At 58.7% G+C, this 26361-nt stretch carries 23 protein-coding genes; 8 read left to right on the top strand and 15 right to left on the bottom strand.

From position 1 onward, the window contains the following. Nucleotides 1–95: 95 nt before the first annotated feature. The 5 genes from ASU33_RS16155 to ASU33_RS16135 form a co-directional block, all read right to left on the bottom strand. Nucleotides 96–3563: an acetate and sugar kinases/Hsc70/actin family protein gene (locus ASU33_RS16155; protein ID WP_059071875.1), complete on the bottom strand. Its 3468-nt coding sequence runs from the start codon at nucleotides 3561–3563 to the stop codon at nucleotides 96–98. Nucleotides 3564–3794: 231 nt separating this feature from the next. Then, nucleotides 3795–4178: an Imm50 family immunity protein gene (locus tag ASU33_RS16150; protein ID WP_350308183.1), complete on the bottom strand. Its 384-nt coding sequence runs from the start codon at nucleotides 4176–4178 to the stop codon at nucleotides 3795–3797. Between the two features lie 119 nt (nucleotides 4179–4297). Next, nucleotides 4298–5737, bottom strand: coding sequence for an FtsZ/tubulin family protein (locus ASU33_RS16145; protein ID WP_059071873.1), 1440 nt, complete (start codon nucleotides 5735–5737; stop codon nucleotides 4298–4300). A gap of 176 nt (nucleotides 5738–5913) precedes the next feature. Then, nucleotides 5914–6306, bottom strand: coding sequence for a hypothetical protein (locus tag ASU33_RS16140; RefSeq protein ID WP_059071872.1), 393 nt, complete (start codon nucleotides 6304–6306; stop codon nucleotides 5914–5916). A 105-nt stretch (nucleotides 6307–6411) separates the two neighbouring features. Continuing rightward, nucleotides 6412–7686 carry a hypothetical protein gene (locus tag ASU33_RS16135; RefSeq protein WP_059071871.1) on the bottom strand — a complete coding sequence of 425 codons (1275 nt, stop codon included), beginning with the start codon at nucleotides 7684–7686 and terminating at the stop codon, nucleotides 6412–6414. 330 nt (nucleotides 7687–8016) lie between these two features. Here ASU33_RS16135 and ASU33_RS16130 point away from each other — a divergent pair, with 330 nt between their 5' ends. Beyond that, complete coding sequence (locus ASU33_RS16130) at nucleotides 8017–8508, top strand: STAS/SEC14 domain-containing protein (RefSeq protein WP_149867271.1); 492 nt, start codon at nucleotides 8017–8019, stop codon at nucleotides 8506–8508. Between the two features lie 15 nt (nucleotides 8509–8523). Here ASU33_RS16130 and ASU33_RS16125 read toward each other — a convergent pair whose 3' ends face one another. Then, nucleotides 8524–9537, bottom strand: coding sequence for a sugar phosphate nucleotidyltransferase (locus ASU33_RS16125; RefSeq protein ID WP_059071869.1), 1014 nt, complete (start codon nucleotides 9535–9537; stop codon nucleotides 8524–8526). Nucleotides 9538–9708: 171 nt separating this feature from the next. Here ASU33_RS16125 and ASU33_RS16120 point away from each other — a divergent pair, with 171 nt between their 5' ends. From ASU33_RS16120 to ASU33_RS16110, 3 genes are all read left to right on the top strand, one after another. Then, nucleotides 9709–10290 (top strand): LemA family protein, encoded by a 582-nt coding sequence (locus tag ASU33_RS16120; protein WP_059071868.1) that lies wholly within the window; start codon nucleotides 9709–9711, stop codon nucleotides 10288–10290. A 92-nt stretch (nucleotides 10291–10382) separates the two neighbouring features. Next, complete coding sequence (locus tag ASU33_RS16115; protein WP_059071867.1) at nucleotides 10383–10841, top strand: TPM domain-containing protein; 459 nt, start codon at nucleotides 10383–10385, stop codon at nucleotides 10839–10841. After that, nucleotides 10838–11656, top strand: a complete 819-nt coding sequence (locus ASU33_RS16110; RefSeq protein ID WP_059071866.1) for a TPM domain-containing protein — start codon at nucleotides 10838–10840, stop codon at nucleotides 11654–11656. Before ASU33_RS16115 ends, ASU33_RS16110 begins: the two co-directional genes overlap by 4 nt. 99 nt (nucleotides 11657–11755) lie before the next feature. On the opposite strand, the gene ASU33_RS16105 is transcribed toward ASU33_RS16110, so the two are convergent. Further along, entirely contained in the window at nucleotides 11756–12397 is a 642-nt protein-coding gene (locus ASU33_RS16105) for a DUF1684 domain-containing protein (protein ID WP_059071865.1), read from the bottom strand. A gap of 49 nt (nucleotides 12398–12446) precedes the next feature. Further along, nucleotides 12447–13079 (bottom strand): 3'-5' exonuclease family protein, encoded by a 633-nt coding sequence (locus ASU33_RS16100; RefSeq protein WP_059071864.1) that lies wholly within the window; start codon nucleotides 13077–13079, stop codon nucleotides 12447–12449. Nucleotides 13080–13381: 302 nt separating this feature from the next. Here ASU33_RS16100 and polA point away from each other — a divergent pair, with 302 nt between their 5' ends. Continuing rightward, complete coding sequence (gene polA / locus ASU33_RS16095) at nucleotides 13382–16255, top strand: DNA polymerase I (RefSeq protein ID WP_059071863.1); 2874 nt, start codon at nucleotides 13382–13384, stop codon at nucleotides 16253–16255. A gap of 131 nt (nucleotides 16256–16386) precedes the next feature. Here the strand turns inward: polA and ASU33_RS16090 are convergent, their stop codons facing one another. Both ASU33_RS16090 and ASU33_RS16085 read right to left on the bottom strand, forming a co-directional pair. Continuing rightward, complete coding sequence (locus ASU33_RS16090; protein WP_149867270.1) at nucleotides 16387–16803, bottom strand: lipocalin family protein; 417 nt, start codon at nucleotides 16801–16803, stop codon at nucleotides 16387–16389. A gap of 185 nt (nucleotides 16804–16988) precedes the next feature. Beyond that, nucleotides 16989–17462 (bottom strand): hypothetical protein, encoded by a 474-nt coding sequence (locus tag ASU33_RS16085; protein WP_059071861.1) that lies wholly within the window; start codon nucleotides 17460–17462, stop codon nucleotides 16989–16991. A 163-nt stretch (nucleotides 17463–17625) separates the two neighbouring features. Between ASU33_RS16085 and ASU33_RS16080 the strand changes: the two genes are divergently transcribed. After that, a complete protein-coding gene (locus ASU33_RS16080; protein WP_059071860.1) occupies nucleotides 17626–18630 on the top strand; it encodes a YpdA family putative bacillithiol disulfide reductase in 1005 nt (334 codons plus the stop codon). Nucleotides 18631–18715: 85 nt separating this feature from the next. Here ASU33_RS16080 and ASU33_RS16075 read toward each other — a convergent pair whose 3' ends face one another. The 4 genes from ASU33_RS16075 to ASU33_RS16060 form a co-directional block, all read right to left on the bottom strand. Beyond that, complete coding sequence (locus ASU33_RS16075; protein WP_059071859.1) at nucleotides 18716–19201, bottom strand: lipocalin-like domain-containing protein; 486 nt, start codon at nucleotides 19199–19201, stop codon at nucleotides 18716–18718. A gap of 257 nt (nucleotides 19202–19458) precedes the next feature. Further along, entirely contained in the window at nucleotides 19459–20898 is a 1440-nt protein-coding gene (locus tag ASU33_RS16070) for an SGNH/GDSL hydrolase family protein (protein WP_059071858.1), read from the bottom strand. A gap of 24 nt (nucleotides 20899–20922) precedes the next feature. After that, the gene (locus ASU33_RS16065; RefSeq protein WP_059071857.1) at nucleotides 20923–22173 is read right to left on the bottom strand and encodes an OmpP1/FadL family transporter; all 1251 of its coding nucleotides are present in this window, start codon (nucleotides 22171–22173) and stop codon (nucleotides 20923–20925) included. A 172-nt stretch (nucleotides 22174–22345) separates the two neighbouring features. Next, nucleotides 22346–23179, bottom strand: coding sequence for a cyanophycinase (locus tag ASU33_RS16060; RefSeq protein ID WP_059071856.1), 834 nt, complete (start codon nucleotides 23177–23179; stop codon nucleotides 22346–22348). 415 nt (nucleotides 23180–23594) lie between these two features. Between ASU33_RS16060 and mgtE the strand changes: the two genes are divergently transcribed. Together mgtE and ASU33_RS16050 are read left to right on the top strand one after the other, a co-directional pair. Next, nucleotides 23595–24980 (top strand): magnesium transporter, encoded by a 1386-nt coding sequence (gene mgtE, locus ASU33_RS16055; protein ID WP_059071855.1) that lies wholly within the window; start codon nucleotides 23595–23597, stop codon nucleotides 24978–24980. Between the two features lie 18 nt (nucleotides 24981–24998). Next, complete coding sequence (locus tag ASU33_RS16050) at nucleotides 24999–25715, top strand: hypothetical protein (RefSeq protein ID WP_059071854.1); 717 nt, start codon at nucleotides 24999–25001, stop codon at nucleotides 25713–25715. A 21-nt stretch (nucleotides 25716–25736) separates the two neighbouring features. Here the strand turns inward: ASU33_RS16050 and ASU33_RS16045 are convergent, their stop codons facing one another. Further along, a complete protein-coding gene (locus tag ASU33_RS16045) occupies nucleotides 25737–26354 on the bottom strand; it encodes a GNAT family N-acetyltransferase (RefSeq protein WP_059071853.1) in 618 nt (205 codons plus the stop codon). Nucleotides 26355–26361 lie beyond the last annotated feature (7 nt).

Genomic DNA, 26361 nt, shown 5'->3' with positions numbered 1-26361 from the left:
GCAGATAGCAATGTCTTGACCTAGGGTCCAGAAGATTGGATTACTATCCAGGGACGCGGACTACAAAGTCCGCGCTACACCGCGCTACATCGTTCTTACCCTTGCAGCAAATCGCGGCCGAGGTTGAACAACGACTGCTTCAGCGGCAGGAAGAACAGCGTTTCGGGCAGGGTTTCTTCCGAGCCTAGGTTGCGCTCCATCTGGTGCAGGCCTAGGTTCAGGCTGTCCTCCACTTCGCGCAACATAAAGTCGAGCACGCGGCCACGGTCGATGTCGACACCTACTTCGCGCATCAGCGGGGCCACGTCGTCGTTGGTGAGTACCAGCTCCAAGAAGCGGCGCGTGTTATCGAGCACAGCCTGGCGCATATCAGCATCCACGCCGCGGGCTTTCAGGCGCAGGCTGCCGATTTCGGGGCCATCCTGCGCGCCTACCAAGCGAATGTTCTGGATGCTGTCCACATCCGGCGCCGACTGGCTTTCCTCGAACAGCACACCGCCGTTGGTGGTGGCTTCCTTGGGGTTGTCGGCCAGAATTACGCGGAAGTTGTGCGGGGGCTCCTGCCCCGAGGCGGCTTTCAGCACGGCCTTCGAGATACGCTCGATGGCGCCCATGCTGGTGCCACCCGCGAGCAGGCGCAGGTACAAGCTGCCTTTGCCCGAGAAGCACAGGTAGCGCGGCAGCTTGAGGCCTAGGTGCTGCGTGAGCTGGCCAACGTGGTAGATGATGCTGGTGTAGTGCAGGTAGAACAGCACGCGCAGCTGGCGGCCTTTACCTAGGGCAAGGCTCTGCGAGAAGCGCAGGGCATCGTCGTAGAGGAACAGCAGCGAAGTCACGTCGGCCGAGCCGAAGTCGTTGTTGCTGAGGGCAGCGCGCAAGTAGCCTTTGTACTCCTGGTTTTGCTCCGAGTCGGGCAGGCTCTCCACGTGGCCTACACCTAGGCGCAGCAGGCCGTTTTGCTTGGGCGCACCCTGCACGCGGGCGTAGCCGTCGCCCCACAAATCGTTGCCGGCAAAGCGGAACGAAGAACTGTAGGCCGGGCGCGAGTTGGCAAACAGCAGCAAGTCGGTAGTGCCGCCGCCGATGTCGATGTTCACCACGTTCTCGTCGCGCGAGGGCACTACCTGGTTAGTAGCCGTGAGGTAGTAGTACGGCGCCACCGATTCGGTGAGCGTGAGCGTATCGCGGCGGGTGCGGAACACCTGCTGGAAGGCCTGGTCCCACTTGTCCTTGAACTGGTTGCGCAGGAAGGCATCGAAGCTCAGCGGCGCAAACCACACCACGCGGGTGTCTTCCATAATGCCGCCGTTGAGAGCGGCTTTGTGCTTGAGCAGCAGCATTACCTCGCGGAAGAACGCCTCGATGCGCGTTACGCCGCTGGGGTCGAGCTCGGCCGACCACTTCAGGTTCGTAACAAAGCGGTTTTGGGGCAGTTCGGCCGAAGTTTCGGTGTTGATGCTGAAGCCGATGTTGATGTTGCCGAGCACACGGGCCGGCTCGTTCGGGAAGGTGCTGGTTTCGCACACGGCCGTACGTACCGGGAAGGCGTAAGAGGCCCCGCCCTCGCCGATAAACGACGGAATAAACTCGCGGTTTTGCAGGGCGGCAATATCAGCCTGCAGTTGCTGCGCCCCCTGCCGGAAGCGCTGCGCACCCGACAGCCCTAGGTCGGGCAGCGGCGCGTGCAGCCAGGTAACCTGCTGGTCTATCTCGCCGATGGTGAGCGGGCGCGGGTGGCTGCTGGGGCCGTCGGAGTAAGCAATGTGCGTGTTGGTGGTGCCAAAGTCGACGGCGAAGGTGAAGCGGCGCGTGCCGCGGTCAAGCTCCTTCCAGCGCGGCACCATCAGGCCACGCGCGGGGGGCAAGCCGGGGCCAGCGGGGCACACCAGCTCGGCCACGTCGAAGTGGGTGCCCGTTACCTCGTAATAGCTGCTGCCCGCGGTGTTGATGCTCTTGCGGGTGCGTTCGTAGCGGGTAGCGCGGCGGGCAGCACCTTGGTCGGTTAGCCGTTCGCCATCCACGTAAAACTCTACGTTGTACTGCTTTTGCAGCTGGGCGGGGCCGTTGTCAGCGTCTACCAGCATCACCTTGTACAAGTCGTTGTACTCGGGCTGCTGCCGGAACTTGTAGAACGGAAACACACCTAGGCCCACGTTGGCCCGCACGATGCGACCCTTCTCCGGAATCTCGCGCCCCATTTCGTCTTTGGGGTTTTGCGGATTGGTGTAGTAGCTGCGCTCCAGTGTGATAAAGCGCCCTTGCTGCACCGGCACCCGCAGCGACACGCGCACGTGGTTCAGGTCGATGGTGAAGTGCAGCAGCTCGGCCAGGTCGTGCTCGGTGAAGTACTCGAAGAAAGCCGGCTGCAGCGGCAGCAGGTACGGGAAGCGCGAGCGGCCCTGGGCATCGGCACCGTACTGGAAGGTAACGCGGCCCGTATGGTAGCGCTCGGCGTTCAGCTCGTAAGGCAGCTCCACCAAGGAGTCGGCCAGAAAGTCGCCCACTGTGAGGTAGGGATACTTGAAGCCTTTGCCGGGCAACACGCGGCTGCTCATGGGCTGCTCGTCGGCGTAGGGCACGGGCGTGCGGTCGTCCCAGGGCTGGCCATTCAGGTAGTTTACCCCGCCCATGGCTAGGTTGGGGCGCAGCACCAGCGGGCGTACCTGGCCGGGGCCTAGGTCGCGGGTGGGCTGAATGAACAGGTCCGACGACATCACAGCCGTTTGGTCGGCGCGGCCGGGCAGCGGAATGTTGCGCACGTAGGCCGGGTTGCCCTGCACGTCGGTGAGGCTGGGGTAGCGCGAGGCAAATTGCTGGCCGTTCCGGTCGCCCTGCAGCTGCATCTGGCTGATGCGGTTGCGGTCGAGGGTGGCAAACACGCGGTTGGCAAAGTTGCGGTCCTGCAGGCGCGGGAACGTCAGGAACAGCTCGTACACGAAGTCCTGGAACGCGGGGTCGCGCTGCTCCAGGCCTACGTACTGGTGGTCGAAGTAGCGGCCACCGGCCCTAGGTCTTTCCACATCGAGCACCGGCACGGCAGGCGCGGTAAAGAGCAAGGTCAGCGGCGAAGTACCGCCCAGCAGGCGCGGCCCGCCCGCCAAGCCCGGCGACTCGTAGAAAATCAGGTACAGGTCGGGCGTTTCGCGGAACCGCTCGTCCTGCCAGAACAAACGCAGGGTTTCACCCAGCAGGCGCGTGTTCGGGTCGGCCTGCATGCGGTTCAACTCCGTCTCGGCGTTCCAGCGGCGCAGCGTAATGCGCCGACCGGCCTGCGAGTAGAGGTGGTAGTTGTAGAGCAGCTCCAGCAAATCCCAGTAGTGCGACACCAGCTCGTGGTACACCGAGTTGGGGTTGCGGCTGCCCTCACGTGCTACAAAGTCGAATGCGGTTTCGAAGAGGTGCATCCGCGCGAATGGCGTCGGGATGGACACCGCCAGGTTGCGCGTGCGGCCGCCCGTGGGGTCGGTAATAGTATTGATTTCGGTGCTCGTGAGCGGACCGGTCTGTTGCCAGCCCTGGATTTGCTGCGAGCCGCTGTTATGCAGGCGAAGGACTTTGGCCATGCTTGGGGAGGTCGGTTTGGAGGGAGAACGAACTCCCCTCCTCAGCTGAGGAGGGGTGCCCGAAGGGCGGGGTGGTTGATAATGGTTGAACGGTGCGGTTCGGAACGATTATCGGAGGTCGTCAGGCCCGAAGGCCGTCAGAATCGGAGGCCATTAGGAACAGAGGTCGTCAGGACCGGAGGCCGTCATGCTGAGCTTGTCGAAGCATCTCTACCGCTTCGTTGGGGTCAACTAGCCGTGTTCTTTTTGGTAGCCCGATATGTTATCGACATGTATCCAAGTAGCCGTCGCTTGAAAAACAACTCCTTGCGGTTGAGTGGTGAACGTTATTTGAAAGCGCCCCCCGTCGTGAATGATGTCTAAATCTCCAATGCCGCTTCCACTAGGAATAACGCATTGGATTAGCTCGGTTTGAATCAGATTCAGGCTCAATTGAACCGTATTGCATTTTCGCTGCACCCATTTAATTGGGGCATCAGTAGGAAAATCTTTCAAGTCAAAGTTGAGCCTGCATTGCAAGTCACCGCCACAGATAATTGACACCCCATACAATTGCACTTGCTCTAACGATGGGGGTTCCGCCGAGTATATACTCGTTATGGTTTTGGAATTCATAACGTGCTCAATCCACATCGGGGCAGCAATTTCTAGTATGGTGGTTGCAAAAAACTAACGAAGCGGTAGAGATGCTTCGACAAGCTCAGCATGACGGCCTTGATGCGCAGGTTTGAGGCTTACACCACTTTCACCTTATCCTTGAAGGCTTCTTCCGTCACGTCGTACATCAGCGTGATGAGCTTGCGGAAGTTATCAGCGTCCTGCACCTTCTTCTCGCGGCTGTTCAGCGCATCGAGCAGGTAGTTGCGGCTGATGCCCTTGCTGAAGAAGCCCGTTTCCACCGGCTTACCGTTGATCATCAGGTTGAAGTCGTCGGTATTCAGGTTGAAGGGGCGGAACGCGCGGCGGTTTTGGCTTAGCTCAGTCAGCCAGGCATCAACGCCAAAGTCGGAACTGTGTAGGAAGGCGTCGAGTTGACGGAAGATCGGCTCGTTTTTCTGCGCGTACTGCAGGTTGAGGTTCTTCGCGTAGGGCGCCTCGTCGGAGCCCATGTGCTGGCGGTGGTACTTGGTGAAGTACAGCAGCTGTGTAAGGTGCTGGGCTACCTGCTCCTTGGTTTCGTCGGGCAGATGCTGAAACTGCACTTCGGCCGTGTCGGCACCTAGGCCGTACTCGTGGTGCAGCGGGCCGTTCGAGCGCAGCTCGTCGGGCGTGTAGTGCATGAAATCGACGATGCTCAGCGCCGCCAGCAGCTCGATGATATGCGCTTTGTTGCGCTGGCCCTGGCCGCCGGGCTGGTTGTCGTAGGGCGTGTCGGGCGTATCGGCCAGGTAGTACAGCGCGTCGAGGCCCTGCAGGTGGTTCTCGTAGTAACCTAGGGCCGCCTTGGTTTTCGTCAGGAAGTTGTTCGAGTCGATTACCTGGTTGTCCTCGCTCTGCAGCGCGAAGTAGGGCATCACTGTTACGGCGCCGGTAAGGGCATCGCGCAGGTAGCGGGCGTTGCTCAGGCGCGTGTTGGGGTCTTTCAGGTTTTTGAGCAGCAGCGGGAAGCCCGAGGCACCAGTACCGCCGAAGATCGACGAGATGAAGAACACCCGGTCGTCTTGCTGGAAGTTGTCGGCGAAAAAGCGCAGCTCCGGCGACTCCACAATGCGGTTGAGCACCACCGAGCCTACGTTGGGCGAGCCGCGGAAGCCAATGGTGAGCGGGCTTTCGAGGTTATCCTGCGTGAACAAGGCCTCCACCAGCGCCTTCGACTCGACGGGCAAGGCGTTGTACCCTAGGTAGTCGCGGAACGAGCGGTTGATGCCGCCGAAGTCGAACACGAACGTGTCCTTCACCGAGCCGTTCACATCCTGGCTGATCGACGACAAGGTGCTGATGTCGGTCTTGAAGAATCCTTCGTCGCGCGGACCTAGACGCTTGTAGATCTGCTGGTAGGTTTGCAGCATCTGCACCGTGCGGTTCATGTCAGCATTCTGCGCATCCGGGTCGATGATGATGGGTACTACCTGCTGGCAGTTGGGCAGCTCGATACCCGAGGCCAGCAGCATGGTAAGCGAGCGGACCACGCGCGAGCCGGTGCCGCCAATGCCGAAAAGAAAGAGTTTAGCCATGTTGGGAGGTGAGGAGCGGTGGTTTGGACGAAACTCCCCTCCTCAGCTGAGGAGGGGCGCCCGAAGGGCGGGGTGGTTGATAATCGTTGGACGAGTAGCTATAACTAGCTTACTTGCTTTAGCTGTTCAACCACCCCTAGCCCCTCTTCATCCGAGGAGGGGAACTAGTTTCGGTCTTAGAACGGCGTCGTGCTGGCGTTTACCGACAGCTTGCGGAAAACGAGCGAGAACAGGAAGAAGAACAGCCCCGCGTAAATGGCGTTCAGCAGCGCCAACCAATACATATAGGAGTGCTCTACCACGTTCTGGCCGTTTACCTGGGCTATAACGATGATGAAGGCAATTACCGCATTCAGCACCAGCAAAATCGACCAGTGGCTGGGCCGACTAAAGGTGGCCACGCGCATCCAGCGGTTGATAACCAGGTAGAACAGCACCAGCAGCGCCAGCGTGATGCCGAGGTTGAGCAGGCCGATGTTGGGGAAAATAACGTCGCGGTAAACCGGAGTTTCCGAAGGCGGTTGGGGCAAGCCGATTACTTCGTAGAGGGCGCGGAAAAAACCTTTCATGTGAAGGGCTAGAATTAGAGCTAAAGGCTCGGCGTGCCGAAGCCGTTGGGAGAAGGTATTACGATTGTTGCGCCAACCCAAGGCAAGCCCTAGGTCGGCGACGCCTTAGTCGGGCTGCACGGCTAGCGGCACGCGCATAACCTCGGCAGCATTCGTGCCAGTATTGCGGCCCGATAGCAGGCGCTGCAGGCCATCGAGCTGGCGGCTGAGCGCAAACGTCTGAGGTCCAGGGCGCGAATCATCCGTGGTGGTCCATTTTTCTACCCACGCAGGGCGCGTAGCCGGCAAGGCCAACACCAAATCCTGCTTCACGCGGGGCTTGGTCGTTACGCGCACCGTTACAAAATGGGTGTAGTCGGCCTCGGGGCCGCCGCTGCGGCGGGTGGCCTCGGTGGCGCCTTCTACCTTCACCACCTTGGCCTCGGGCATGTTGCCGCGCATCACCAGGTTCTTCTGCAGGTATGCGGGGGTCTGGAACAGTTCGGGCAGTTGGTTTAAGTTGATGCCTACTACAAACTCGGCCGGCTCTTGCGCTGTGGCTTCTTCAATAGCAACCACGCGGCCCGAAGCGCCGGCCTGCTTGCCAGCATCGGCCACAAACCACACGCCCTTGCGGCCGTAGCGGCTCAGCACAGCGCTGGGCACCTCGGCGGCGGGCAGCCCAAAATGCGCTTGCTCGGCTCCTAGGTTCTTCATCAGCGAGGCATCAAACTCGGCCACCAGCTTGCTTGGGCCCAGCACCCACATGTAGTAGGGCACCGGCTCGGGGCAGCAATTGGGCACTTTGCCCACCTTGCCTTTAATGGCCGGGTAGTACGTGCCGCGGAAATCGGACGTGAAACCGTATACCGACACGGCTAAATCGGGGCGGCTGCGGGCCAGCGCATCGGCAATATCGGTGCTGATGTAGGGCACGTCGCCGGCGCGCTCGGGCGAGTAAATGAAGTCGGAGATGATGACGCTCACGGCATTATCGGCTATGTAGCGGTTGGCTACGGTATCGAGAATGGCCGGAATGCTGGTGCTTTTGGCGGGTTCCCGAATGCCGCGGCGCACGGTTTCGCTTAGCGCGCGGTACGAGTCGGCCACGGGGCGGTCGGCAATGCGGTAGTAACTGCGCTGGCTCAAACGCGTATCGCGCTCGAGGGCCGAAAGCCACTCCGATACCTGCTGCTGAAACTGAGTGGTGCGGGCATCGGCGCCGGTGGCAGGCATAAAGCCTTGCATGGAACCCGAAACCTCCAGAAATACGTTTACCCGCTCCAAAGGCGAAGTGGCAGCCGCCGCGGCGCTGGGCTTAGCTGGTTGGGCTGCTGGCGCCTTGGGGCGCGTGGTAGCTGTATCGGCTGCGGCAGTAGGTTGGCCGTTCTCGGTGTTCATGTCTGAACGCGAATAGCAGCCGGCCAACAAGAGCCCAACTACGGGCAGGGTGTGTCGAACAAAAAAAGGGATACGCATCGGCCCGAACATACGCACCTCCGAGTGGTAGTGCAAAGCCACGTACTGCTACAAGGCTTCGGAGGTTGTGCAGGCGAACGTTCGTAGCCGGATAAAATTTTATCGGCTGCGACGCTTAGGCTGCCATTGAGCCTTTTAAAAGCAGTTTTGAGCACCTAGGGTAATTGCCTTTGCTTAGAATTGTTATAAAAACACCTTCTATTAAACAATACCCCGGGGCAGCCGCCTGCGTACAACACCTCCTAGTTGCTTATGCCGAATACCCGCCCCTCCACCAATATGATGTACACCGTTAGTGATTTTGTGTGCGTGCAACACGATTGGTCCATTGGCCTGTTGCGCCACCGCTGGAACGGTGTGGAGCGCTTTGCCGGTCTGAGCCTTTTTCAAAGCGTACACGAATCACTGCTTGATCTGGCCATCAACCACGAGGCTTCATCGTGGCTGATTGAGCTGAGCGCCGCCCCGCTCAACGTGGAGGACCAAATGTGGCTCGAGGGCACCTGGCTGCCCGCTTTGGCCGATACCAAAGTGCGCCGCATTGCCATTGTAGCCGACGACGCCTACAACCTGATGGTGGTAGAGGAGCTGCTGCCCATTAGCAAACGCCTAGTGGGGCGCTCGGTGCAGTTCTTTGCCGATGCCCCCACCGCATTGGAGTGGCTTACCGGCTCGGCCGATGCCGCTACCAACTTGCAGCAAGAGTGGGACGATGCCTTGCAAACCAACCCCAGCCTTACCTAGGCAGCTAGTTCGGGCTTAATCGCCCGTGGCCGTGTAGTCAATTTCGGTGTTGTCGCCGATGTTCAGGCTGTGGTTCAACCCCCGGAACGACGCATCGGAGCCTACAATGCAGTTGTGCATTACGGCCGTACGCAGCTCGCTGTACGCCCCAATGATGCTGTTGCGCAGGATGGTATCCTCAATAATCGTCCGTTCGCCAATGGCCACATTGGGTCCGATGATGCTGTTGCTGATGTGGCAGTCGCGGGCAATGCTCACGGGCGGAATGATTACCGTATTCGGGAATGAGTGCTCCTCCGAGGCCTGCAGAAATGCAGGCCTGTTTAGTAACCGGGCATTGGCCTCGAGCAGCGTATCCTTGCGGCCGCAGTCAAACCAGCTTTCCACACTCCAGGTAGTCATCTCGGCGCCTTGCTCAATCATGAGCATCAGCGCATCGGTAAGGTAAAACTCGTTGTGGGTGCGGCGGTCTTCCTCGATGATGCGCTCCAGAGCCGAAGCCAGCCAAGCCGGGTTTTCGATGCGGTACAGGCCTACCAGCGCAAAGTTGGATTTGGGAATGCGCGGCTTTTCCACGGCCTTGGTTACGCGGCCGTTGACGCCGATTTCGACCACCCCAAACGACGAAGGCGTTTTCACTTCCTTCACGGCCAGCACCGTACCGGGTCCGTCGATGATCTTCTGCAGATCAACGTCGACGATGGTGTCGCCTAGCTGAATCAGGATGGGCTCTTGCTCGTGCCGGAAGGATTCGCGGGCCAGCCACAGCGCGTGCCCAATGCCCTCGCGCGGCTCCTGCACCACAAATTCGGCGCGCAGGTGCGGGTAGCAGCGGCGCACGTAGCGCTCCACCTTTTCGCCTAGGTAGCCTACCACAAACACAAAGTCCTGGATGCCCACGGCCACCAGCCGATCGATGATGTGCCCCAGGATGGGCGTACCCGCTACCGGCACCAACGACTTGGGCTGGGTGTGGGTGTGCGGCCGCAGGCGCGACCCAATGCCCGCAACGGGGATGATGGCCTTCATAGGTTACAACAGATTGTGAGGGGGTGCAAAATACGGATTCGCAGTCGTTGCGGGCACTATATAACCGCTCTGCTATGAATCCGTACTTTGCAACGCCAGCTCGGCTATACAACCGCGGCTGCGCGAGTTCGTTCGACTGAAATATCTCCTCACTCTCTCCTTCACACTCACATGAAACGCCTACTTCTTTATTTCGCAGGCTTGGTAGTACTGCTTTCGCAGTCGTCGTGCGGCTACAACTCCATGGTAGAGCTCGATCAGAAAGTACAGGCCCAGTGGGCCAACGTGCAAAACAGCTACCAACGCCGCGCCGACCTGATTCCGAACCTGGTGAACACCGTAAAAGGCGCCGCTAAGTTTGAGCAGCAAACCCTTACGCAGGTAGTGGAAGCCCGCGCCAAAGCCACTAGCGTGCAGCTGCGCGCCGATCAGCTCACGCCCGAAAACCTAAAGCAGTTCCAGGAGGCCCAAGGCCAACTCAGCGCCGGCCTAGGTAGGCTGCTGGCCGTAGCCGAAAACTACCCCGATCTGAAAGCCAACGCCAACTTCCAGGAGTTGCAGGCCCAGATTGAGGGCACCGAAAACCGCATCAACGTGGAGCGGCAGAAGTTTAACGACGCCACCAACCAGTACAACACGTACATCCGCTCCTTCCCCAACAACCTGTTTGCGGGCGTATTTGGCTTCCAGCAGAAACCCTACTTCGAGGCCGACGCCGCTGCGCAGAAAGCCCCGACGGTCAATTTTGAGTAATGCTGGTTGTTAGTTGACGGTATTGGGTGCCATTGCTACTTTTTGGCTTGGTCCCGCTACCCGCCTACTCCTACCCGACCTACTTTCTACTTATGTATTCCCCCATCACGCCACAACAAGAGGCTGCGCTCGTCGAGGCCATCCGAAAGGCCGAACTGGCTACGTCGGGCGAAATTCGGGTGCACCTCGAAGAAGAATGCCCCACGCCCGAGCCCATGGACCGCGCCGCGCAGGTATTTGGGCAGTTGGGTATGCACCGCACGGCCCAGCGCAACGGCGTGCTGTTTTACGTGGCGTGGGCCTCGCGGCAGTTTGCCGTTATCGGCGATGCGGGCATCAATGCGGCCGTGCCCGACGATTTTTGGGAGCGTACCAAGGAGGTGGTGCTGAGCTATTTCCGCCGGCAACAGTACGTGCAAGGCCTGGAGCAAGGCATTCAGCTCGCCGGCGAGCAGTTGCGCCACTACTTTCCGCACAATGCGGCTACCGATCAAAACGAGCTGGATAACTCCATTTCGTTTGGTAGCCCTCCGAAACCACCGCGCTCATGACCACCCATGTGCTTTCCAAGGTTTGGCTGCGTACTTATGGGCTGCTGCTGTGCTTACTGCTAGCTACCGCGGCCCTAGGGCAAAGCATACCACAGCGGCCCACTCCGCCCAGGCTTGTTAACGATTTAGCCGGCCTGCTCTCACCCGCCGAAGAACAGGCGCTGGAGCAGAAGCTGCTCAACTACAACGACACCACCTCCTCGCAGTTTGCCATTGTAACGGTACCTAGCCTCGAGGGCGCCGAAATAGCCGACTACGGCCAGAAGCTGTTTGAAAGCTGGGGCATTGGGCAGGAGCAGAAAAACAATGGCCTACTGATTTTGGTGGCGCAGCAGGAGCGCAAAGTCACCATTCGTACGGGTTACGGCCTCGAGGGCGCCGTGCCCGATGCCTTGGCCAAGCGCATCATCAGCAACGTAATTGTGCCCGCTTTTAAAGCCGAGCGCTACTACGATGGCCTCGACGGCGCCGTAGACCGCCTGATTGCCCTGGCCGCCGGCGAGTACCAAGCTGAGCCCCGCCCCACTGCCGACTACTCCGATGACAGCGGCAGCGGCTGGCTGTTTTGGGTGGTTATCGGCGTACTGATACTCATCTTCCTGATGCGCAGCCGAGGCGGTGGCGGTGGCGGAGGTGGCGGTTACCGACGCAGCCGCGGTTGGGGCGGTGGCTTTTTTCCGCCCGTCATCATTGGCGGCGGAGGCGGGTTTGGCGGCGGCTTCGGTGGCGGTGGTTTTGGTGGCGGCGGAGGCGGCGGTTTCGGCGGCTTTGGCGGCGGCTCCTCGGGCGGCGGCGGTGCCTCCGGCGAGTGGTAGAACTGCTAATACTCTTGTATTCTGAAAACGCGAAGGAGCCGGTAGCACCATGCTGCCGGCTCCTTCGCGTTTGGAGGCTACGCTAATACCTAGGAACACCTAATGGTCGCTCTGCACGCCGGCTTTTATGGCGACAGGCAAGTGGTTTTCGCGTGGCGGAATGGGGCACGAGTAATCGGGGCTGTAGGCGCAGAACGGGTTGTAGGCCCGGTTGAAATCGAGCCACACGGTGTTGCCCTTAGGTATGCGCAAATCGAGGTAGCGGCCACCGCCGTACGAGCCGTGCCCGTTAGTGAGGTCGGTAAAGGGCACGAACAAGTAATCCTCGTAGCCGGGCTGCTTCAGCAGGTCGAGGCTTTGGTACACGTTTAGGCGCATGGCTTTTCCCTGCAGCGCAAAGTGCAACTCGCCAAACTTGCGGTACATGGGCCGCCGCATGGTGCTGGTGGGCATGGCAAACGGCGCCGAGGTAGAGTCGCGCACCAACCGGGCCTCCACGTAGTAGTTGTAGTCGACGGGGTAAAAAGGCAGCCCCGAAAAGGTGCGCCGCTGAGCCGCCGGCAGTGGCGAGCGGGTAGAATCGCGGTACTCGGCATTGAGCTCCTGCTGATGCGCCGCAACGGTCTGCACATGCGCTGCGGCAGTAAGCTTGCCACTAACTGCTGGGTGCTGCTGGGCTAAGCCGGGCAAAGCACCTAGGGCGGCCCCAACCACGGCCAAACGAAAAACGCGAGTATTCATGCCGCAAGTTAGCTCCTGAGCTAGGCACGGCAGCGAGGCTACCTAGGGGCTACTCTTCGGCCGTGTTGGGTGCTTCGGCTGGCTCCTCGCCCACTTGCTTGTATACCGGCAGCTCGTAAAAAGGCCGCAGCAGCTGAATCACGTCCAAGGCATCGGCCACGGCCTCGTGGGCCACGGTGTTGTCGTCGAACTTAGCGCGGGCCTTGCAAATGCTCATGGTGGGCAGGCGCGTGTCTTTGCGCCAGTTCAGGTAAAACGCGGCCGGGTCGAGCGTCGCGGGCTCGGCGCGCACCAGCTTGCCCCAACCCGGCAGTTGCTTCAGAAATGGCAAATCGAAGGAGGCAATGTTTTTGCCGGCCAGCGTAACCACTACGCGGCCGTTTTCTTCGGCCTTAAAGCCCTGCTCCAGCAGAAAGCTTTGTAGCTGCGACACCAGCTCATCGGGCGTGCACAGCTCGGCGTTCGGCCCTTTGCGCGCCAGCTCTTCTAGCAACCTAGCATTAAGTGCCAACGCACCAGCCGTGCCAACATACTCGGGGTGGCGCACCACTCGCCTAAAGGTGGGCAGCTCCGGCAGCGGCCGCACACGCTTGGTGTCCTCCACTACAGCAGCCAACTCCAGAATCTGGTGCCGCTGCGGGTCGCCGCCGGTGGTTTCGAGGTCGAGAGAGACGTAGCGCATAAGGCTTTAGCTTACGTGGCTACCTAGGTGCACGTTGGTGTTTAACGGCTGACAGCTATCAGTAAACTTACTTACCAAGTAAAGCAGCCAGCTAATTAGTAAAGTTGTTTACAACACAATCTGGCTGCCTGACGCTCTTCCTATTCTCACCCTGCGCGGCTTGCTTACCACACACCTAGGGCTACAAAGCACGTACACTTGTTCTATTGCCTATCATCCGAGCCCAACCAGGGCCGAAAGCTACGCCAAAGTAGTCGTTGCTTTGCCTGGGCTGCCGCTTGCTTCTTGCTTAGTTTCGCACCATGACCGACGCCGCTCCCAAGAAACTCTTCCTGCTCGACGCCTTTGCGCTTATCTACCGCTCGCACTTTGCGTTCAGCAAGAGTCCGCGCATCAACTCCAAAGGCCTGAATACCGGCGCTATCCTAGGTTTCACCAACACACTGGTGGAGGTGCTCCAGAAGGAAAAGCCCACCCACATCGGCGTAGCCTTCGATGCGGCCAAGAAAACCTTCCGCCACGAGTCGTTTGCCGACTACAAAGCCCACCGCCAAGCCATGCCCGAAGACATTGGCGTGGCCATTCCTTATATAAAGCAAATCATTCAGGCCTTTCGCATTCCCATCCTCATTATGGATGGCTACGAGGCCGACGACGTGATTGGTACGCTGGCCTGCAAAGCCGAGAAAGAAGGTTTCGAGGTGTTCATGATGACGCCTGACAAGGACTACTGCCAGCTTGTAACGGAGCACATCAAGCAGTACCGCCCGGCCTTTATGGGCAATGCCGCCGAGGTGCTCGATGTGGAGCGCGTAAAGGAGAAATTCGGCGTGGAGCGCGTGGAGCAGGTTATCGACATCCTGGGTCTGCAGGGCGACGCCGTCGACAACATCCCGGGCATTCCGGGCATTGGCGAGAAAACCGCTAAAGCGCTGATTCAGCAGTTCGGCTCGGTTGAAAACCTGATTGCCAACACGGATAAGCTGAAAGGCAAGCAGCGCGAAAACGTAGAAACCTACGCGCAGCAAGGGCTGATGTCGAAGGAGCTGGCTACCATTCATACCTCCGTACCCATTGAGTTCAATGCCGAAGAGCTGGTGGTGGAGCGCCCCGACGAGCAAGCCTTGTCGTCGTTGTTCGATGAGCTGGAGTTCCGGCAATTGGCCGCGCGCATCCTCAGCAATGCCGGCGCGGGCGGCGGCGTAACCACCGGCGGTACACGCGGCGCGCGGCGGCCCAAAGTTGCCGCCGCGGCGCCCGGCCTGTTCGATGCCCCTGATGCGGAGCTGCTGAAGCGCGTAGCCGAAGGTGCCGACATCGACGAAATTGACCTTGAGGCGCCCGCGCACCTAGGTGCCCGCCGCACCATCGACGACGTCGACCACTCCTACCACTTAGTGGATACACCCGGCGCGCGCCGTAGCTTGCTGCAGTTCTTGCTGAAGCAAAAAGAAGTCAGCTTCGATACCGAAACCACTGGCCTCGATACCATGACGGCTCGGCTGGTGGGCCTCTCCTTCTGCTGGCGCGTGGGCGAGGCCTACTACGTGCCCGTGCCCTCCGACGACCACGATGCTGCTCAGCAGGTTTTAGATGAGTTCCGCCCCTTCTTCGAGGCCGAAACCATCACCAAGATCGGCCAGAATATCAAGTACGACTTGCTGATCCTGAAGCACTACAATGCGGAGGTAAAAGGACCGCTGTTCGATACGATGCTGGCGCACTACCTGCTTGAGCCCGACATGCGCCACGGCATGGATGTGCTGGCCGAAACGTACCTGCACTACACGCCCATCAGCATTCTGGAGCTTATCGGCCCTAAGGGGAAGAATCAGAAGACCATGGCGCAGGTGCCGCCGGCCGAAGTGAAAGACTACGCCTGCGAAGACGCCGACGTGACGCTGCAGCTCAAGCACGTGTTTGAGCCCAAGCTGCGCGAGCAAGGCCTGCTGCCCCTGCTTACCGATGTGGAGAACCCGCTGGTGCGCGTGCTGGCCAATGTGGAGTACGAAGGCGTGCGCATCGATGCCTCGGCCCTGGCCGACTACTCGGGCCAGCTGCAGGGCTACATCAAGGAGGTTGAAGAACAAATCTTTAAGGTAGCCGGCGAGCCGTTCAACATTGGTTCGCCCAAGCAGCTGGGCGAGGTGCTGTTTGATAAGCTGCAGATTGGCGGCAAACCCAAGAAAACCAAAACCGGCCAGTACGCCACCGGCGAGGAAGTACTAAGCGTGCTGGCGGCCGACCACCCCATTGCAGCGCTTATTTTGGAGCACCGCCAGCTTACCAAGCTCAAGAGCACCTACGTAGATGCGCTGCCGCAGCTCGTTTGCGAAATGGATGGCCGCATTCATACCTCGTTCAACCAGGCCGTAACGGCCACAGGGCGCCTCTCGAGCACCAATCCCAACTTGCAGAACATTCCGATCCGGACAGAGAAGGGCCGCGAAATCCGCCGGGCCTTTGTACCGCGCGACCAGGACCACGTACTCGTTGCCGCCGACTACTCGCAGATTGAGCTGCGCATCATGGCCTCCTTCTCGCAAGACCCCACCATGATCGAATCATTCCGCAAGGGCCTGGACATTCATACCAGCACGGCGAGCAAAATCTTCAAAGTACCGCTCGATCAGGTTGACTCTGACATGCGCCGCAAGGCCAAAACGGCCAACTTTGGCATTATCTACGGCATTTCGGCCTTTGGCCTGGCGCAGCGCCTGAGCATTCCGCGCAAGGAAGCCCAGGACCTGATTGAGGCGTACTTTCAGGAATTTCCGGCCGTGAAGCAGTACATGGACGCCAGCATTCAAAAGGCCCGCGACCTGGAGTACGCCGAAACCCTCCTAGGTCGACGCCGCTACCTGCGCGACATCAACTCGCGCAACGCCACGCTGCGCGGCTACACCGAGCGCAACGCCATCAACGCGCCCATCCAAGGCACAGCGGCCGACATCATTAAGGTGGCTATGATCCACATCAACGACTGGATTCAGCAGGAGAAGCTCGGCACGCGCATGATCCTGCAGGTACATGACGAATTGGTGTTCGACGCGCCCAAAGAGGAAGTGGAATTCATTCAGCCGCATATCAAGCGCCTGATGGTTGATGCCTTGCCCATGCAAGTGCCCTTGGAGGTAGAAGTTGGCACCGGCACCAACTGGTTGCAGGCGCACTAAACCCTAGGTGTAATCATGAAAACGGCCCGCCGCTTGCTTGCGCAGGTAGCGGGCCGTTCGCATTGGTAAGTGGCCTACGAATCTGTGTATTCCGCTTCGACGAAATAGACGGTTACAGAAGCAGTATGCGGTTAGAAAGCCGTAAACGTAAGCTCTTGGGTGCCACCACCGCTTTGGTTATTCTTCAGCCTCAGTGTAGAGGCAGTAAGTTCCAGAATTTCGGAGTTGACGCTCCAGCCAGCACTTGGGTCGGAGGTTACCAGCTTGGTTTCGTCGGAACTGAAGTTCCAATTGATAACATAGCTCTGTGCTTGGCTTGACGAACACTTAAAAGCACCGGCATTCAGCTCCGCCTTGTTATTGGTGGAGTACTTGTAGTAATCGTCTTTGGCGCAATCAGGCAAGGAAGGATAAACATCCACAGTGGTTGTCTGCCCATTACTCGTACGCTTGTCAGCCGTGAGTCGCCAGTTTTTCGCGGTTAGCAACTCTGTTTTAGACATCGGCTTTTCATCTTCTTTTTTGCAAGCCACTAAGGCAAGTGCCAAGACACAGAAAATGGGTAGAATCTTCATCAAGAATTAGTGTTTTAGTTCTTACAATTTGCTTAGGTCAAGCTCAACATTAATGTCATTTATCAGCTGACACTCAGTGTTAGCTCTTGTATTTGCTTAGTCACCAAAATAAAACCCGAGCCACCTAGGTGGCTCGGGTTTCGCAGTACAGAGGAAGCCTACTGCTTGGCGTAGGTGTAAGTAAATGTGTAATCCACACCGTTGTTGCGTTGGGTAGTTTTCAACTGCATTAACGAGTTGGTTAGCTCCTCTACCGAGTAATCGTCGGTTGTTGATTTGCCCTGACGTACCAAATACAGCTGTTTTTGGTCGCTGCTAAACGACCATGTACCGGTTTTGCTGGCTACATCGCCCGTGCACATAGAGGGGCCGCTCAATTCCTTCAGCACGCTAGGTGTTTCGAAACGCAGCAGGTCGTCTTTGCGGCACGAGGGATATTGCGCGTACACGTCGCGAATGGTGCCGCCGTTGCCATCCGGAATGCCGGGCGTTACCGAGGCAGCCGTCATCTTCCAATCCTTGCCCGTTAAGAGGTCGGTTTTGTTGGGTAGCTCCGCGTCATCTTCGCAAGCCGTAAAGGTGCAACCAGCAACCAGTAAAGTAGAGTAGTAAAGAAGTCGAGCTTTTTTCATGTGCAACGGGTAAGGCCAATTAAGCGCATACAAGTATAAGCGTAGTTAAGGCCTGTTAATGCTCGACAAGCTCAACTATTGCAGCACTTAAGCAGGTTTTGTAACACGAAAAACCACTCTACCAACGAACATCTTTGCCGGTGCCGCTGTATCTGATTCGCTTATGAACCATACCGTTGCTGATAGCAGCTTTGATGTAGTAGTGGTGGGCGCTGGCCCCGTGGGCTTGGCATGCGCTATCGAAACCCAACGCCTAGGCCTACGCACTTGCGTAGTGGATAAAGGCGCGCTCGTAAACTCGGTGGTGGGCTACCCCACCAACATGGAGTTCTTTTCGACGCCTGAGTTACTTGAAATTGGCGGCCACCCCTTTGTAACGGGCAACTATAAGCCCTTGCGCGAAGAAGCCCTTGATTACTACCGTCGGGTGGCCGAAACCGAGCGCCTGACGCTGCGCCTCTACGAGCGTGTGCTGCGCCTCGAGGGCGAGGCTGGAAACTTTACGCTGCACACCGAACGCGGGCACTTGCAAGCCAGCCGGGTGATAGTTGCCACTGGCTTCTTCGACGTTCCTAATCGGCTCAGCGTGCCAGGAGCCGATTTGCCGCACGTGAGCTATTACTACAAAGAGCCTTACGCCCACGCAGGCCAGCGGGTGGTGGTGATTGGAGCTAAAAACTCGGCCGCCAAAGCAGCGTTGGCGCTTACCCGCTCCGGGGCAAAGGCAACTATGGTGGTGCGCGGCAGCGAAATCTCGCCGTCGGTGAAGTACTGGCTGCGCCCCGATTTGCTTAACCGCATTGCCGAAGGACGAATTGGCTGCTACTACAATACCACGGTGCTGGCCATCAGGCCCGGCGAGGTGGATGTGCTTACGCCCGAAGGCTCCCAAACCCTCGCCGCCGACTTTGTGTACGCCCTTACTGGCTACCGCCCGGATTATGCCCTGCTCGAGGCGCTAGGTGTAAGCACCCAAGGCGACGCTGCCTGCACTCCCACCCACAACGAAGAAACTTTCGAAACGAACCGCGCCGGGGTGTACTTGGCTGGTACCGTATGCGGTGGGCTTAATACCAGCCGATGGTTTATCGAAAATGGCCGCTACCATGCGCAAATAATTGCCCGCCACATGGCTGCGCAAGTACAGCCTGTTGCCTTCCTGCCCTAGGTACTTATACTCCCTTCAGCACGCACGGCCCCTGTTCCGCATAAGAACAGGGGCCGTGCGTGCTGAAGGGGCGCTTGTCAGTCGGTTAGCGTTTGCTAAACGTGTACGTGATGGTGTACGATGCACCGCCGGATGTACCCGTTTCGGTTAGGCGCATGGTGTTGTCGCTGATTTCCTCAATGTTATAAGTGTTCGGCGCCTGGTTGCCCAGCTTCAGCGTGAGGGTGCTTTCGTTGTTGCCGAACGACCACGTGCCGGGGAATGATTGGGGGCCGTTGGGGTTACACTTGATGTTGCTCTCGTTCAGCGTGTACGAGTCGGGCTTGGCAAACTGCAGCAAGTCATCCTGGTCGCAGGGGTCCATTTCGGCGTACAAATCCGTGATAACGCGCCCGCTGTTGGTGCGCATGGCGGGGTTTACGGTTTGGGCCGTCATCATCCAGCTCTTGTCGGTTAGCAGCTCAGTTTTGGTTTTGGGCTTTGCCTCGTCTTTGTCCTTGTCCTTTTTGCAGGCGGAAAGCAGGGAGGCGGCACCTAGGGCCAGGTACAGGGGGAAGCGCAGGGTTTTCATAGCGGTTGTATTGAGTGGTCGTGAATTATGATGCAATTCTACCCCCTAAGACCGCTACAAACAGAATTTTAACCAGACACGATTGTGCTATACTTGATGCATTGGGCGCTGGCTATTAAAAAAATTAGAAGCCGGCGCATCACATAGTCATGTACCCCCAGCCAAGTTTTACTGCTGCCTTACCCTAACCCGGTGCACAAAAAAACGGCTCCTCCTAAAGCTGGGAGAAGCCGTTTTGCTTTACGTAGCCCAGCTACCTAGGGGATACGCACGCCACGGTAGGCGCTTGCATCCACGAAAGGAATAGACGAACCGTACTTCTGGTTGATTACTCGAATCATTTCGTTGGCAACTACTGCGTAGCCACGGGGCGTGGGGTGCACGCCATCGAGCGAGAATAGGTTGCCCGAAATAAAGCTAGCCGAGTTTACCTGGCCGTTGGTTGCGAAACCACCCGTTGCCACACCGTTGAAGAAGCTGTTGGCGTCGAAGATGGCCAAGTCCTTCTGGTTGGCTTTGGTCGTTAGGTCAGCGTTGAAGTTAGTGGTAGCGGTGCGCACGTTCGTTTGCTCTGTACCATCGAGCACCAGCGTGCTCGGGAAGGGGTTTTCCGTGGACTGACCGAACGCCTTCGTGGTATCAACTTGCAATGCCAGCAGGAACACCGTCAGGTTTGGAACGGTAGGCGGCAACGACGGCCGAGCCTGCTGGTAGAAATCGCGCCAGTACTTACCGCTGGGGCGGCCGTACAAGCTTAGGTAAGGCGATGCCGTAAGCGTGAGCAACAGGTTGCCATTGCCCGAAGCATCGCGAATGTTAGCGATGGTATTGTTGGTTACACGCGTATTAGGCTGGCCGGGAGCCAAAATTCCTGTGGTGTACACAAACGGAGCAGCCGTAGGCACGTTGGCCTGGGCCAGCGTAGTACGGAACGTAGGACCAACCGTAGTGAAGAACGGAATGTTTGCTACGTCCGGGATCAGAGCTACAACACCCTTAGCACCATTGGCTGTGAGGGCATCAATAGCACTGTTAGCATTGTTAGTGAAGGTAGTGCGCGCCGTAATGGAGTTAGCCGCACCACCAGCAGTAGCGTAGCCCAGCACGTCGTTGTTACCCAACCAGAATGTGAAGAACGTGGGGTTGGACGCGCTGATGCGTTGCAAGTAGGTTTGGGTAGGCGTATTGTCCGGCGTAATACGTTCGAAGAACGGGTTGCCCTGCGTGCTGCCGTAACCTGCCGTGGTGATATCCGACATGCGGATACCCGGTACCCCTAGGTTGTTAATGGGCTCAAGGTACTTGGTATATGGCGGCGAGGCAGGTGCACTTGCATTGCGGCCCGCGTTGCCCGCTACTTGCGCCGTGATGGGCGCGCCTTGTGCCGTGAAGCCAGCTAGGCGCAGGTAACCCGAACCATTGGCCTGAGCCTCGGTAAACAGCGGCTGCGTGAATTCGCCGCCGCCTACGCGCCTAAACTGCTGGGCCAGCAGGGCAGGGTACGAGTTGAGTTGCCCTTCGCGGTACAGTCCGTTGTCCTGGAAACCGGCCGTGAGCGAGTTACCAACGGCGATGTAGCGGGAGAAATCGGCCGAACCGGCACTTGCCTTGGGCTCGTCGAGCTCAGGCTGGCAGCTGCCGAGCGCCAAGCCGAGCAAAGCCAGCGCCGGAGCTCCTTTTTTCAGAAACGTATACATGGTGAGGAGTGGCAATGCAAGTGATTAGAAGTTGTAGTTCAGCCCAAAGCCCGGTACCACAGCAATGGTTTTGTAGGTACCAGCTACCCGGTCGTTAGCCACGCCGTTGTTCAGCAGGTCTTCCTGGGTTTGGCTGCGCTTGGCAATGTTCACGTACTGCGCCGATACATCAATGCCGAAACGCTCGCCGAATTTGTAGCTCACGCCGGCGGTAGCCGTCAGGCGGTCGTTATCCGGGGTCTCGGGCGTTACAAAACCGTCCTTCACGGGCGTTTGGTCGTAGGCACCACCGAGGCGTACCGTCAGGCCGTCAGTAACTTGGTATTGCCCACCTAGGCGGAACGTAAGCGCATCTTGGTATTCACGGCGCGAGCGAGAAACCGTTTGGCCGTTAATGGGCGCGTCGAAGTTGAACACCAGCTCTTGATAACGGCTCCAGGTAGCGTAATTCACGTCGAAGCCTAGGGTCAGCTTTTCGGTGGGCATTACGCCAAAGCCGATGGTGGTAGTAGCGGGCAGCGGCAGCGTTACATCGAACTTGCGGGCTGCAAAGCGGTCGGCCAGCGACGATACCACGCCGTTAATTATTACATCGCCGCCAGTAACTACGGCGTCCATTTTGGAGCGGTGGCTGATGCCGAGGCTAAACTTGTCGGAAGGTTTGAAGAACACGCCCGCGTTCCAGCCCAGTTTGGTATCGGAGCTTCCATCGAGCTCAATGCTCCCTTGGGCGGGGTCCTGAATGTCGCGCTGCAGGTTTACCGAGCCCGAAGCAAATACCACCAGGCCAGCCCCGATGCTCAGCTGATCGGTAACGGCGTAGCTAACGGTGGGCTGCACAAAAATCGATTTCAGATCGATGCTGGTGAGGGCGGTGCGGCCTTCCCAGTTATCGGCGTAATCGAGGCGCGAGCCAAAGGGCGTGTACACGCCAATGCCTGCTTTCCATTTGCCTTCGGCCGGTCCAAAACCAGCGTAGAAGTTGAAAGGGGTACTCACGGTGTTATCGAGCTGCCGCTCGGCACCACCGTACTGCGCCCGAAATGCCTGCCGTGCCAGCGTAGCATTTACGCCGATTTGCACGCCCCGCTCGCGCACCATAGCCAGCGCGCCGGGGTTGTAGAACATAGCGGCCTGATCGAGCGCGAGGCCCGTACCTACGCCACCCATGCCGTTGTTTTTCTGCCCGGCCAGCGTCAGCTGGAACCCGCCCGCCTGCGCGGCCGTGGTGCCCAGCAAGGCTCCGCCGGCGAATAGTAGATGTTTTAGGTTCATACCCAAAGGAAAAGGGAAAAAGGGTTGTGGGAGCTAAATGTATGGGGTTGTAAGCATCCGACAATGCGGCATGCCGACTATTTGAGGCACCTTATAAAGCCAATATTAGAAGGATTATTCAACTAAGGAATAGACCTGTGCTATGGCGCCCCTGTTATTCAGCGCGTCGCGTTCAGGATACCTGCCCTTCGGCAGTGGCTAACTGCAGTATTCGCCGCGTGCGCAGGTCGAAGCGCTGCCCGGCCACCATCAGGTGTACACGCAAGTTTTGCCCCCCTACCGACTCGCCCCGGCCCACTCGCCCCAGGTTATCGTTGCGCACTTCGTTGCCATCGATAATGGTAACCACGCCGTCGCCGAACACCTCCATTTCGCGGCCGTGGCGGATGATGATGCCCGTTTGCTCGGCTAGGCCGATGCCTAGGGTGTTGGGGTGCTTGAGAACGGCATGCGAAAGGCGGTTGAAGCGCCCGCGCTCCACAAAGTGCTGATCGATGTAGACGTAGGAAATCAGTCCCAATCCGCGCGCCATTTCAATGCCGCCCTTGGTGAGCGAACGGTAGCCGTAGCCCGATACAATCATGTACGCCGGCATTACGGAAGCCCCGGCGCTAGTGCCCGATACAATGAAGTTGGGGTCGGTGTGGTACCGTTCGCAGAGCAGGTCCACAGCCGGGGTATCGAGCCAGTAGTCGGTAATGTTCTCCTGGTCGCCGCCTGTAAAGAACACGGCCCCGGCCTGCGCAAGCCGGCGCAGCGTAGCCGGGCTAGAGGCTGAGTGCTTGGCATCGATGCGCAGGTGGCGCACGTTGGTGCAGCCCATTTCGTTGAGCGCCTGCACGTAAGCCTTGCCCGTTTTTATGGGGTAGCGCGGCACGGCCGAGGTTATTACCTCCACGGGCGTATCGGGTGTGGGCACCAACTGGCTGATGAGGTCTAGGAGCGGGTCATCGTTGCCACCACCTAGGGCGATAAGCGTACCGCGCGGAATCGTAGGGTTGGGCATACCGGATGAGCAAAAAGTGCACGGAAGGATAAGGACGCTAGGCCTCTGCCTACGTAGCGCCGCCGAAAAAGCTACGAATCGGCTTGATAACCTCGGCCATTATGCCGCGTAAAGTGGGCTTGTGCCTTGGGCGTGTAGCGCAGCCCACCGGGCGAAGTTTTGCGGCGCCTCAGGCCAAAGCAATACCAGCAACTAGCGGGCATCAGCTACAGCTTGCAACTTCCTGAAAATAAATCTTCAGCGAAGGCCGCCCATCCTGCCACACCTGCTTAACCGTAGTGGGCCAAACACCCAGAAATTTTATTGCAAGCAGAACCGTTTTGGGGAAGGATTTTTGCGCCCCTTCGGGTACTTTTGCGCGCCCTTTCACCTAACCCCGTTTTGCCTAGCGAAACACCTCTTTTGCCGCCGCGTCATGACTACCGAACAGCAACTGGCCCTTGAACAAATTCCGGACCTGCTCGAACAGCGGGAATTTCTACGGCTTAAGAAGTTGCTCCGAAGTCTTGACACCCCGGAGCTGGTAGACCTTATCGAGGCACAAGAGGAACGGGAACAACTCATCATTTTTCGGCTGCTGCCGCTGAAGCACGCCACCGAAGTATTCGAGTTTCTGGACTTGGAAGTGCAGCGTCACTTCCTCGAAAGCCTTTCGCAGGAGAAAATTGCCGACATCCTGAACGAGATGTCGCCCGACGACCGCACGGCGCTGCTCGAGTTTCTGCCCGACGACCTGGTACGCGAGCTGATTCAGACGCTGTCGGAGAAAGAGCGCCGCGTAACCCTGGAGCTGCTGGGCTACCCCGAGTACTCCGTGGGGCGCCTGATGACGCCCGATTACATTGCCGTGCGTGAGGACTGGACGGTGGACCACGTGTTCGAGTACATTCGGGAGCACGGCCGCGGCTCCGAAACCGTAAGCGTGGTGTTTGTGGTAGATGAGCGCGGCGTGCTCATCGACGACATTCGCATCCGGGAGTTTCTGTTTGCACAACCCGCCCAGCGCGTAAGCGAGCTAATGGACCGCCGCTTTGTGCGCCTACAGGCCATGCAAGACCAGGAAGAGGCCATTGAGGTGTTCCGCAAAAACGACCGCACCGCCCTGCCCGTGGTAAACGAAGACGGCGTGTTGTTCGGCATCGTAACCATCGACGACATCCTGGCCATCCGGGAAGAAGAGGACACCGAGGACATTCAGAAGCTGGGTGGTTCGGAAGCCCTCGATGAGCCGTATCTGGCTACGTCGGTGGGCCAAATGGTGAAGAAGCGTGCCGGCTGGCTGGTGCTGCTGCTCCTGGGCGAAATGCTCACGGCCTCGGCCATGCACCACTTCGAAGATGAAATTCAGCGCGCCGTAGTACTGGCGTCGTTTGTGCCGCTGATTATCAGCTCGGGCGGCAACTCCGGCTCGCAGGCCGTTACGTTGGTAATCCGGGCCTTGTCGTTGGGCGAGATTAGCCTCTCCGACTGGTGGTTGATTATGCGCCGCGAAGTGCTTTCGGGCTTGATTCTGGGCGCTATTCTGGGGTTGGTAGGCTTTCTGCGCATTGCGGTGTGGGCTACCATGTTCAACGAATACGGGCCTTACTGGAAGCTGGTGGGCACCACGGTGGCTTTCTCGCTGATGGGCATTGTGTTGTGGGGCACCCTGGCCGGCTCCATGCTGCCGCTGCTACTCAAGCGCCTAGGGCTCGACCCAGCCACCTCGTCTGCGCCGTTTGTGGCCACCTTAGTCGATGTTACGGGGCTAATCATTTACTTCTCGTTGGCATCGGCTATCCTGAGCGGCACGCTGCTCTAACAGCAAGCAAATAACGGCATGACACCTACGCAGCAGGCGCGCATTCGGCAACACGGGCTGCGCGCCTGCTGCTTTGCTTTGCTTATTGCCCTGCTGAGCGGCTGTGCCGTAGTAGGCCGCGTAGATGAGCTGCCCGATGGCCGCTACCGGGTGCTGCGCAGCAAGGTACCCGCCTTAAGCGCCGAGCAACAACCGCTGTACATACGCCAAGCTTCCGACACTTTGCTGCTGGCCCTTAGCGACACTACGCCCACTACGCAAGCCGTGGTGCTGCCCGCCGGCCAACACAGCACGTTGCTTTCGAGCCGGCTGGATGTGGATGTATTCACGCTGCCCTTTAAAATACGGCCGGCGCGCAGCATAATGCCGGTGCAGCTCAATACCAGCTTCAATGCGGCCTTATACCTAGGGCGCCGGCTCGATTTGTACCACCTGCACTCGCCTCGGCAACGCAAAAAGCGCCCCCCAATCGTGCGCGACACCGGGTTGGGCTACGGGGCGTTTGTGGGCCTGGGCGCGGCCGTTATCAACCCCGACGTAACCAACCAGCAAACGCGTGTGGCAGAGTACGAAGGCATGGTAGCCCACGCGGGTGCAGCCTTCATCTACGATGCGCGCGTGTTCAACATTGGCCTGGCCCTAGGTGCCGACCACCTGTTTGGCCCCGATGGGCGCCATTGGATTTACCAGCACAAGCCTTGGGTGGGTGTGCTGTTTGGGTTGGATCTGAATTAAGGTCGGGCAGTTACGCGGTGGCTATTGCGCTCCGAGTTGCGGCCCTAGCTCCTCGGCCAACGCGCGGGTGCCGGCTTGTGCATCGAACAGCTTGCGGTACAGTTCCTTGGCCGGACAAATCAACTGAATCATTGGGCCGTAGTTCACCTCAAACAGCATAGGCTGAATGAGGTAGCCGAAAGCCTGAATCTGAAACCCGGCTTTGAGCTTGGGCACCAGCACGGCGTTGTTATCGGCCCGATGCAGACTGGTGATGTACTGGAAGCCCTCGGCAAAAATCCGCGCCTTGGCAAACTGCAGAAAAGCCGAGTACACGCCCCGCCCCTGGTATTCGGGCAATACGGCGGTATTGGCCATGTGGTACTCCAGCTCGTTGCGCTGCAGGCCGAAGTGCCACCCAATGGGCGTTTCGCCGTCGTACAGAAGAAAGTGTAGGTGCAGGCAGCCGGCCATGTTGCGGCGCAGCGCAGCTAGCTTATCCTGCTCGGCCGTGCCGAGGGCACCGTCAAGCGGCAAATTAATTTCGTGCGGAAATACACGCTCGAAGTGCTGGCCGGCAAAGGCGCTCCATTCATCGGGGCTTACTTCGGCTACGGTGTACGAGTCGAACAGCGGGGTGCGGGGTGCGGCGGCATCCATGGGCAGC

Source organism: Solirubrum puertoriconensis (genome assembly GCF_001483135.1).
Classification (GTDB): Bacteria; Bacteroidota; Bacteroidia; order Cytophagales; family Hymenobacteraceae; genus Solirubrum; species Solirubrum puertoriconensis.
This window is presented reverse-complemented; position numbering and strand designations above follow the sequence as displayed.

What these genes read in the sequence shown, in the direction of transcription:
- ASU33_RS16155 (WP_059071875.1), bottom strand. Translation starts at nt 3,563, where the DNA reads ATGGCCAAAGTCCTTCGCCTGCATAACAGCGGCTCGCAGCAAATCCAG.
- ASU33_RS16150 (WP_350308183.1), bottom strand. Translation starts at nt 4,178, where the DNA reads ATGAATTCCAAAACCATAACGAGTATATACTCGGCGGAACCCCCATCG.
- ASU33_RS16145 (WP_059071873.1), bottom strand. Translation starts at nt 5,737, where the DNA reads ATGGCTAAACTCTTTCTTTTCGGCATTGGCGGCACCGGCTCGCGCGTG.
- ASU33_RS16140 (WP_059071872.1), bottom strand. Translation starts at nt 6,306, where the DNA reads ATGAAAGGTTTTTTCCGCGCCCTCTACGAAGTAATCGGCTTGCCCCAA.
- ASU33_RS16135 (WP_059071871.1), bottom strand. Translation starts at nt 7,686, where the DNA reads ATGAACACCGAGAACGGCCAACCTACTGCCGCAGCCGATACAGCTACC.
- ASU33_RS16130 (WP_149867271.1), top strand. Translation starts at nt 8,017, where the DNA reads ATGCCGAATACCCGCCCCTCCACCAATATGATGTACACCGTTAGTGAT.
- ASU33_RS16125 (WP_059071869.1), bottom strand. Translation starts at nt 9,537, where the DNA reads ATGAAGGCCATCATCCCCGTTGCGGGCATTGGGTCGCGCCTGCGGCCG.
- ASU33_RS16120 (WP_059071868.1), top strand. Translation starts at nt 9,709, where the DNA reads ATGAAACGCCTACTTCTTTATTTCGCAGGCTTGGTAGTACTGCTTTCG.
- ASU33_RS16115 (WP_059071867.1), top strand. Translation starts at nt 10,383, where the DNA reads ATGTATTCCCCCATCACGCCACAACAAGAGGCTGCGCTCGTCGAGGCC.
- ASU33_RS16110 (WP_059071866.1), top strand. Translation starts at nt 10,838, where the DNA reads ATGACCACCCATGTGCTTTCCAAGGTTTGGCTGCGTACTTATGGGCTG.
- ASU33_RS16105 (WP_059071865.1), bottom strand. Translation starts at nt 12,397, where the DNA reads ATGAATACTCGCGTTTTTCGTTTGGCCGTGGTTGGGGCCGCCCTAGGT.
- ASU33_RS16100 (WP_059071864.1), bottom strand. Translation starts at nt 13,079, where the DNA reads ATGCGCTACGTCTCTCTCGACCTCGAAACCACCGGCGGCGACCCGCAG.
- polA (WP_059071863.1), top strand. Translation starts at nt 13,382, where the DNA reads ATGACCGACGCCGCTCCCAAGAAACTCTTCCTGCTCGACGCCTTTGCG.
- ASU33_RS16085 (WP_059071861.1), bottom strand. Translation starts at nt 17,462, where the DNA reads ATGAAAAAAGCTCGACTTCTTTACTACTCTACTTTACTGGTTGCTGGT.
- ASU33_RS16080 (WP_059071860.1), top strand. Translation starts at nt 17,626, where the DNA reads ATGAACCATACCGTTGCTGATAGCAGCTTTGATGTAGTAGTGGTGGGC.
- ASU33_RS16075 (WP_059071859.1), bottom strand. Translation starts at nt 19,201, where the DNA reads ATGAAAACCCTGCGCTTCCCCCTGTACCTGGCCCTAGGTGCCGCCTCC.
- ASU33_RS16070 (WP_059071858.1), bottom strand. Translation starts at nt 20,898, where the DNA reads ATGTATACGTTTCTGAAAAAAGGAGCTCCGGCGCTGGCTTTGCTCGGC.
- ASU33_RS16065 (WP_059071857.1), bottom strand. Translation starts at nt 22,173, where the DNA reads ATGAACCTAAAACATCTACTATTCGCCGGCGGAGCCTTGCTGGGCACC.
- ASU33_RS16060 (WP_059071856.1), bottom strand. Translation starts at nt 23,179, where the DNA reads ATGCCCAACCCTACGATTCCGCGCGGTACGCTTATCGCCCTAGGTGGT.
- mgtE (WP_059071855.1), top strand. Translation starts at nt 23,595, where the DNA reads ATGACTACCGAACAGCAACTGGCCCTTGAACAAATTCCGGACCTGCTC.
- ASU33_RS16050 (WP_059071854.1), top strand. Translation starts at nt 24,999, where the DNA reads ATGACACCTACGCAGCAGGCGCGCATTCGGCAACACGGGCTGCGCGCC.
- ASU33_RS16045 (WP_059071853.1), bottom strand. Translation starts at nt 26,354, where the DNA reads ATGGATGCCGCCGCACCCCGCACCCCGCTGTTCGACTCGTACACCGTA.